Source organism: Pseudomonas sp. NPDC087614 (assembly GCF_044743485.1).
Classification (GTDB): domain Bacteria; phylum Pseudomonadota; class Gammaproteobacteria; order Pseudomonadales; family Pseudomonadaceae; genus Aquipseudomonas; species Aquipseudomonas baetica_A.
In genome coordinates this window covers 1-6,757 of the sequence record NZ_JBIUWN010000132.1, presented here as the reverse complement: position 1 = coordinate 6,757, position 6,757 = coordinate 1, and the positions used below count along the sequence as shown (strand labels likewise).

Genomic DNA, 6,757 nt, shown 5'->3' with positions numbered 1-6,757 from the left:
GTCGTCGAATGTTCTGCGTTTGTCGGTCATGAAAAACTCCTCGATAGATGCATTTTCCACCTATCGGGGTGTCCGGGGAAATTAGACCACTACAGGGTTCTATTGTGGTCCGGTCGCTGACGAATCAGCGATCAGGTCTCGCAGCCCGTCGATCTCTGGACGCACAACACCCGCTTTTTTTATGGCGGCTGTACGTGGGAGACCTTCGGGTCTGCCGGTTCTAGAGTCCCGGTCTGCGACCCGCGTATAGCTGCCACCCTCATTCGTCTCGCAGCGAACGATGGCAGCTCCAATGACTCTAGGAGCTTCACCATGATCAAACCAACACCCAACCCACCCGAAATCGACCTCGCCTCCCCCTACGAATCCCTCGATTCGAAAAAACTCAACGATGCCGCCGAACGCGCCCTCGATCACTACCTCTGCCCACCCGGCTCCACGCCACCACCGCGTAAAACCCGCCGGATGTACGCCGTTACCGCTGACTTCAAAAATGAGGAACTGCTGGCCGATGCCAGCGAAACACTCGCCTCAGCCAGAACCATCGCTCATGACTTCGCCCATCTCATACCCGCATCGCAGCGCAGGACGCTGCTGGGGATCGCGCAACTGATCATGCTCGGCGAGCTGGCGGTGAATCGGGTGATGGATAATCTGGAGTTGCCGCAGTAGCGACACGCGATGATCGTTCCCACGCTCCCGCGTGGGAATGCCTCAACGGACGCTCCGCGTTCGGCTTTGGAAGGGACGCGGAGCGTCCCGGGCTGCATTCCCACGCAGAGCGTGGGAACGATCATAAAAAAACCGCCGCCACGTTGAATCGGGGCGGCAAGTAATTTGGGGACGGATTTATTTAACCAGTGAGCGGGGCTTGATCGAGTTTTTCTGCTGACCGGGATGGCCCTTTCGCGAGCAAGCTCCCACAGGGAAATGCATTTCAGATGTGGAATGAAATGCAAACCAGATTTGGGAGTGGCATGTATTCCAAATGCAGGAGCGAGCCTGCTCGCGGAGGGGCCAGTTCACTCAGCGCAAATGTCACTGCGCGGTCAGAATCTGCTTGGGCGAAATAGCACCAAAGCTGAGTTGCTTGCCATTGATGTACTTCGCGCCCCTGAACATTTTCTGGCCTTCGACCTCAACAAGATCTTCATCCATGTACATGAGCACGACCTTGGTAAATGGCGCAGTAATTTGGGGGCCATCAACGTGCCCCTCCATCAGGTTAAGCGCCCACTGAAAGGAAACGACCGGCAAATCGGCAATAGCAATGTTGCGCGACTGATCAAGCAAGCGAAGGTCTCTGTGTGCATGGATGCGCAATTTGCGGCCAATCATCTCAAACTCAGGCTTGCCGTAACGCACCTCCAGATCGGCAGCCGCCGCCCATTGATCCATGTAATTAGCTGAATCAGTGAAAATCCCGAACAACGCCGCGTTGTCGCGAATTTTTCCAGCGGCATCAAAAAAGTAGTTGTAGGAATAGTGGTAAGCCGTGCCGTTCAGTTCAGGCCGTACAGCGTTGATCGGGTTATTCAGATATCCCGGAATATACAAGTTGGCCATTTGCACAAAGTGGGTGAAATCCAGATCCATGTCGAATGTGACCGTGTAACGAATGGCCCGCTCCCTCGGATTCTCCTCGAGCCGCCCTGAAACATATTCCAGCGTCATTCCTTCGAGTTTTTTGTAGATTTGTTCTGACATGATCGTGCTCTCTGCGATTAGGGATAATTCCCGAATACATGACAGCGCTGCTGGAAGATGGCGTCTACTGTCAGATCTGACAGGTAAAAAGCGTTTTCAGACAGACGGTAACCGCCAGTCGAACGGGCGCAGACTACTGCGGCGGGTGATGGGGATTGATTCGTAGATTGGTCGCTTTTCCTGACGCTGTTTTCGGCGCATCAAATTCGACGGGATCGCCCACTTTGATTTTTTCGCGATTTTCGTCTGTCAGCGGAACACTGAATTTGTAACCCTTGTCCGCCAGAAAAAAACCTGTTGCGGCAGCAAAAGAACTCCCCGAGCGCGTCGGGGTAATAATGCCTTTACCGGTTTTGGGGTCATAGCTGCTGAACGTACCTTTCATTGTCGTGCTCCCTTGCGTCTGCTCGAAGTACCCGTATCGGGTACTGGGTGTTAACAAGCATCAAACTGCAAAAGCTCAACAAGCGCACCTGTCAGAGTTGACAGGTGCAAACCGAATTCAGACAGACGGCAACTGTCAGGAATCGCGGCGCAGATCCGGCGGAATCGGCAAATCGTCCTTGAGCGGATCCGGGCGTTTGCCCTTGCCGGCGCGGTACTGGCGAATCTGGTAGACGTAAGCCAACACCTGAGCAACCGCCAGGTAGAGGCCACCAGGAATTTCCTGCTCAAGTTCGGTGGAGTAGTAGATCGAGCGCGCCAACCCCGGCGATTCGAGGAGCATGACGTTGTTGGCCACGGCGATTTCGCGGATCTTCAGCGCCAGGAAGTCGCTGCCCTTGGCCAGCAGCACCGGCGCCCCGCCCTTTTCCGAATCGTATTTGAGCGCCACGGCATAGTGGGTCGGGTTGGTGATGACCACGTCGGCGTCGGGAATCGCCGCCATCATCCGCCGCTGGGACATTTCGCGCTGGGTCTGGCGAATGCGCTGCTTGACCTCCGGCCGCCCCTCCTGATCCTTGTGCTCGTCGCGCACTTCCTGCTTGGTCATCAGCAGTTTCTTGTGGGCTTCCCAGAGCTGCACCGGCACGTCGACGGCGGCGATGATGATCAGGCCACAGGCCAGCCACAACGCACTCCAGCCGACCAGCGTGACGCTGTGAATGATGGCCATTTCAAGCGGCTCGTGGGCGATCCGCAAAAAGTCGTCGACGTCCGCCGACAACACCGCCAACGCCACGCCCAAGGTAATCAGAAACTTGGCCAGCGCCTTGAGCAGTTCGACCACCGCCTTGAACGAAAACATCCGCTTCAGGCCCGACGCCGGGTTCATCCGACTGAACTTGGGCGCCATGGAGCCCGCCGCAAACAGCCAGCCCCCGAGGGAAATCGGCCCGATCAGCGCCGCCAGCAGCAGGGTGATCATGATCGGCTGGATCGCCAACAGCGCCATCTGGCCCGACTGCAACAGAAACGCGCCCATGGAGCCCTGATCCATGATTACCTCACGGGACAGCGTGAAGTTCAGGCGCATCAGCTCCATCAAGTCTTCAGCCAACATGCCGCCGAACACCAGCAGCGCGCCGGCACCGGCCATCATCACGGCAAGGGTGTTGAGTTCTTTGGAACGAGCGATCTCACCCTTCTCGCGGGAGTCCTTTTTACGTTTTTCCGTGGGGTCTTCTGTTTTGTCCTGACCACTTTCGCTCTCCGCCATGACTCAGCGCGCCCGTGCCAGTTCGCGTAACAACTGCAAGGCCTCGGTGGCCAGCGGTTGATACTGATTGAGAATATCCGCCAGACCAACCCAGACGATGAACAGCCCGAGCACCAGGGTCAGCGGGAAACCGATGGAGAAAATGTTCAATTGAGGCGCCGCACGGGTCATCACGCCAAACGCGATGTTGACCACCAGCAGCGCAGTGACCGCCGGCAATACCAGCAATAATGCAGCCCCCAGCACCCAGCCGAGTTTGCCGGCCAGCTCCCAGTACTGCGCGGTCATCAAACCGCCGCCGACGGGCAGCGTGGTGAAGCTTTCGGTGAGGACTTCGAACACTACCAGATGGCCGTTCATCGACAGGAACAACAGGGTCACGAGCATGGTAAAGAACTGCCCGATCACCGCCACCGAGACGCCGTTGGCCGGGTCGACCATCGAGGCGAAGCCCATACCCATCTGTATCGCGACGATCTGTCCGGCCACGGCAAACGCCTGAAAGAACAACTGCAGGGAAAACCCCAGAACGGCGCCGACCAGGATCTGCTCGGCAATCAGCAGCAAACCGCTGAGATCCAATGGGCTGACCGCCGGCATCGGCGGCAGGCTCGGCGCAATGCACACGGTGATGGCCACGGCGAAATACAAGCGTATCCGGCGCGACACCAGGGTCGTGCCGAACACTGGCATCACCATGAGCATTGAGGCGACGCGAAACAGCGGCAACATGAACGAGGCCACCCAGGTACTGATCTGGGTATCGGTCAGCTGAAGCAGCGATTGCATGGCTTAGCCGATGACCATCGGTATGTTTTTGTACAACTGGATGATGTATTCCATGAACGTCTGCACGATCCAGGGGCCTGCGACGATCAGGGTCACCAGCATCACCAGCAGACGCGGCAGGAAGCTCAGGGTCTGTTCGTTGATCTGGGTCGCGGCCTGGAACATCGCCACCATCAAACCGACCAACAGGCTCGGCACCACCAGAATCGCAACCATCAATGTAGTCAGCCACAGTGCTTCACGAAAGATATCGACGGCGACTTCTGGCGTCATGGCGAGACACCTCCGAAACTGCTGGCCAGGGTGCCGATGATCAGCGCCCAGCCATCGACCAGCACGAACAGCATGATCTTGAACGGCAGCGAAATGATCAGCGGCGAAAGCATCATCATACCCATCGCCATCAGCACACTGGCCACGACCAGGTCGATGATCAGGAACGGGATGAAGATCATGAAACCGATCTGGAACGCGGTTTTAAGCTCCGAAGTGACAAACGCCGGTACCAGAATCGTCAGCGGCGCCTGATCAGGCGTGGCGATGTCGGTACGTTTGGACAGACGCATGAACAGCTCAAGGTCGCTGGAACGAGTCTGCGCGAGCATGAAGTCCTTGATCGGCACCTGCGCCTTTTCCACCGCTTGCTGAGCGGTGAGTTTTTCCGCCAGATAGGGTTGCAACGCATCGTTGTTCACCCGGTCGAACACCGGGGCCATGATGAACATGGTGAGAAACAGCGCCATACCTGTGAGGATCTGGTTCGACGGTGTCTGTTGCAGGCCAAGGGCCTGACGCAGAATCGAGAAGACGATGATGATCCGGGTGAAACTGGTCATCAGGATGACCGCCGCCGGGATAAAGCTCAGCGCGGTCATGATCAGCAGAATCTGCAGACTGACCGAATACTCCTGCGCGCCGTCGGCGTTGGTGCCCAGCGTGATTGCCGGGATCGACAACGGATCGGCGGCGAACGCCAGTGGCGCGGCCAGCAACAGGGCCAGCGTCAAGACGATGCGTAGCGCACCCATTACTTCGTATCCTTCTGATCCTTGCCGAGAATCTTCAGCAGATGCTGAGCAAATTCAGGGGTCGCTTTTTCACGGGTCGCAGGCACTTCGACCGGTTCCTTGAGCACATGCAGCGCGGTGATGGTGCCGGGGCTGAGCCCAAGCAAAATCTGCTCGTTGCCGACCTGCACCAGCAGCAAGCGGTCACGCGGACCGAGTGCGCGTGAACCGATCAGTTCGATCACTTGCCCCTTGCCGGCAGGTCCGGCCTGCTGGACCCGGCGCAACAGCCAGGCAAGGAAGAAGATCACGCCCAGCACCAGCAACAGGCCAAACACCAGTTGCGTCAACTGCCCGGCCACGCCGCTGTTGACCATTGGCGTTGTGGCGGCAGGCACCGTGGTGGCTGTCGACGGTTCGGCGGCCAGCACGCTCAGCGGCAATGCCAGCAAAGCCCAGAGAAACCGTTTCACTCAGCGCAGCTTCTTGATGCGTTCGCTTGGGCTGATCACGTCGGTCAGGCGGATGCCGAACTTCTCATTGACCACGACCACTTCACCGTGAGCGATCAGCGTGCCGTTGACCAGCACGTCGAGCGGCTCACCCGCCAGACGATCGAGCTCGATCACCGACCCCTGGTTCAGTTGCAGCAGATTGCGAATGTTGATGTCGGTACTGCCCACTTCCATCGAGATGGACACCGGGATATCCAGGATCACGTCCAGGTTCGGACCGTCCAGTGTGACCGGGTCGTTATTCTTCGGCACGCTGCCAAACTCTTCCATCGTCAGACGGTCGGAGCTCGATGCGCCGGCATCAGCGGCCAGCAAGGCGTCGATGTCAGCCTGGCCGTCGCCAGTCTCTTCCAGGGCAGCTGCCCATTCATCGGCCAGTGCCTGATCGTCCTGGGCGTTCATATCGTCGTTCATCATTTGTCCTCGGCGGGCAAAAATTCAGCTAAATGTGTGGGAGTGAGAGCGCCGCTTCAGCGACGCTCGATGGGCTCGATTACCTGCAACGCGAGGTTGCCTTTGTGCGAACCCATCTTGACCTTGAAGGCTGGCACGCCGTTGGCGCGCATGATCATGTCTTCCGGCATTTCAACCGGGATCACATCGCCCGGCTGCATGTGCAGGATGTCGCGCAGCTTCAACTGACGGCGAGCAACGGTGGCGCCGATCGGTACGTCGACATCGAGCACGTCCTGGCGCAGGGCGTTGACCCAGCGTTCGTCCTGATCGTCGAGATCGGACTGGAAACCGGCGTCGAGCATTTCGCGCACCGGCTCGATCATCGAGTACGGCATGGTCACGTGCAGATCGCCGCCACCGCCATCGAGTTCGATGTGGAACGTGGAGACCACAATCGCTTCGCTCGGGCCGACGATGTTGGCCATGGCCGGGTTCTCTTCCGAGTTGATGTACTCGAAATTGACTTCCATGATCGCCTGCCAGGCTTCTTTCAGATCGACGAACGCCTGCTCCAGCAACATGCGCACAACGCTCAGTTCGGTCGGGGTGAACTCACGACCTTCGATCTTGGCGTGACGGCAGTCGCCTCCGAAGAAGTTGTCCACCTTTTTGAACTCCAGTTT

General features: G+C 58.0%; 10 protein-coding genes. 1 reads left to right on the top strand and 9 read right to left on the bottom strand.

From position 1 onward, the window contains the following. The first annotated feature begins 312 nt into the window (after positions 1 to 312). Complete coding sequence (locus tag ACIOWA_RS26935) at positions 313 to 672, top strand: DUF6124 family protein (protein ID WP_038361600.1); 360 nt, start codon at positions 313 to 315, stop codon at positions 670 to 672. 366 nt (positions 673 to 1,038) lie between these two features. Here the strand turns inward: ACIOWA_RS26935 and ACIOWA_RS26930 are convergent, their stop codons facing one another. The 9 genes from ACIOWA_RS26930 to ACIOWA_RS26890 form a co-directional block, all read right to left on the bottom strand. Continuing rightward, positions 1,039 to 1,707 (bottom strand): hypothetical protein, encoded by a 669-nt coding sequence (locus tag ACIOWA_RS26930; RefSeq protein ID WP_401162816.1) that lies wholly within the window; start codon positions 1,705 to 1,707, stop codon positions 1,039 to 1,041. 133 nt (positions 1,708 to 1,840) lie between these two features. Continuing rightward, positions 1,841 to 2,092, bottom strand: coding sequence for a hypothetical protein (locus ACIOWA_RS26925; protein WP_401162813.1), 252 nt, complete (start codon positions 2,090 to 2,092; stop codon positions 1,841 to 1,843). A 135-nt stretch (positions 2,093 to 2,227) separates the two neighbouring features. Beyond that, a complete protein-coding gene (flhB, locus tag ACIOWA_RS26920; RefSeq protein ID WP_339465206.1) occupies positions 2,228 to 3,367 on the bottom strand; it encodes a flagellar biosynthesis protein FlhB in 1,140 nt (379 codons plus the stop codon). Between the two features lie 3 nt (positions 3,368 to 3,370). After that, entirely contained in the window at positions 3,371 to 4,156 is a 786-nt protein-coding gene (gene fliR, locus ACIOWA_RS26915; protein ID WP_122593412.1) for a flagellar biosynthetic protein FliR, read from the bottom strand. Positions 4,157 to 4,159: 3 nt separating this feature from the next. After that, complete coding sequence (fliQ, locus tag ACIOWA_RS26910; protein ID WP_339432599.1) at positions 4,160 to 4,429, bottom strand: flagellar biosynthesis protein FliQ; 270 nt, start codon at positions 4,427 to 4,429, stop codon at positions 4,160 to 4,162. Continuing rightward, positions 4,426 to 5,184 (bottom strand): flagellar type III secretion system pore protein FliP, encoded by a 759-nt coding sequence (gene fliP / locus ACIOWA_RS26905; RefSeq protein ID WP_339432600.1) that lies wholly within the window; start codon positions 5,182 to 5,184, stop codon positions 4,426 to 4,428. The genes fliQ and fliP overlap by 4 nt, the downstream gene beginning before the upstream one ends. After that, positions 5,184 to 5,636 carry a flagellar biosynthetic protein FliO gene (fliO, locus tag ACIOWA_RS26900; RefSeq protein ID WP_401162810.1) on the bottom strand — a complete coding sequence of 151 codons (453 nt, stop codon included), beginning with the start codon at positions 5,634 to 5,636 and terminating at the stop codon, positions 5,184 to 5,186. Before fliO ends, fliP begins: the two co-directional genes overlap by 1 nt. Further along, complete coding sequence (gene fliN, locus ACIOWA_RS26895; protein ID WP_401138226.1) at positions 5,637 to 6,092, bottom strand: flagellar motor switch protein FliN; 456 nt, start codon at positions 6,090 to 6,092, stop codon at positions 5,637 to 5,639. A gap of 56 nt (positions 6,093 to 6,148) precedes the next feature. Further along, positions 6,149 to 6,757: FliM/FliN family flagellar motor switch protein (locus ACIOWA_RS26890; protein ID WP_401162807.1), on the bottom strand; the 609-nt coding region annotated here is incomplete at its 5' end.

Bases quoted from the DNA above. Each gene is read 5' to 3' on its own strand.
- fliN (WP_401138226.1), bottom strand. From the start codon at position 6,092: ATGAACGACGATATGAACGCCCAGGACGATCAGGCACTGGCCGATGAA.
- fliQ (WP_339432599.1), bottom strand. From the start codon at position 4,429: ATGACGCCAGAAGTCGCCGTCGATATCTTTCGTGAAGCACTGTGGCTG.
- fliP (WP_339432600.1), bottom strand. From the start codon at position 5,184: ATGGGTGCGCTACGCATCGTCTTGACGCTGGCCCTGTTGCTGGCCGCG.
- fliR (WP_122593412.1), bottom strand. From the start codon at position 4,156: ATGCAATCGCTGCTTCAGCTGACCGATACCCAGATCAGTACCTGGGTG.
- ACIOWA_RS26930 (WP_401162816.1), bottom strand. From the start codon at position 1,707: ATGTCAGAACAAATCTACAAAAAACTCGAAGGAATGACGCTGGAATAT.
- ACIOWA_RS26935 (WP_038361600.1), top strand. From the start codon at position 313: ATGATCAAACCAACACCCAACCCACCCGAAATCGACCTCGCCTCCCCC.
- ACIOWA_RS26925 (WP_401162813.1), bottom strand. From the start codon at position 2,092: ATGAAAGGTACGTTCAGCAGCTATGACCCCAAAACCGGTAAAGGCATT.
- flhB (WP_339465206.1), bottom strand. From the start codon at position 3,367: ATGGCGGAGAGCGAAAGTGGTCAGGACAAAACAGAAGACCCCACGGAA.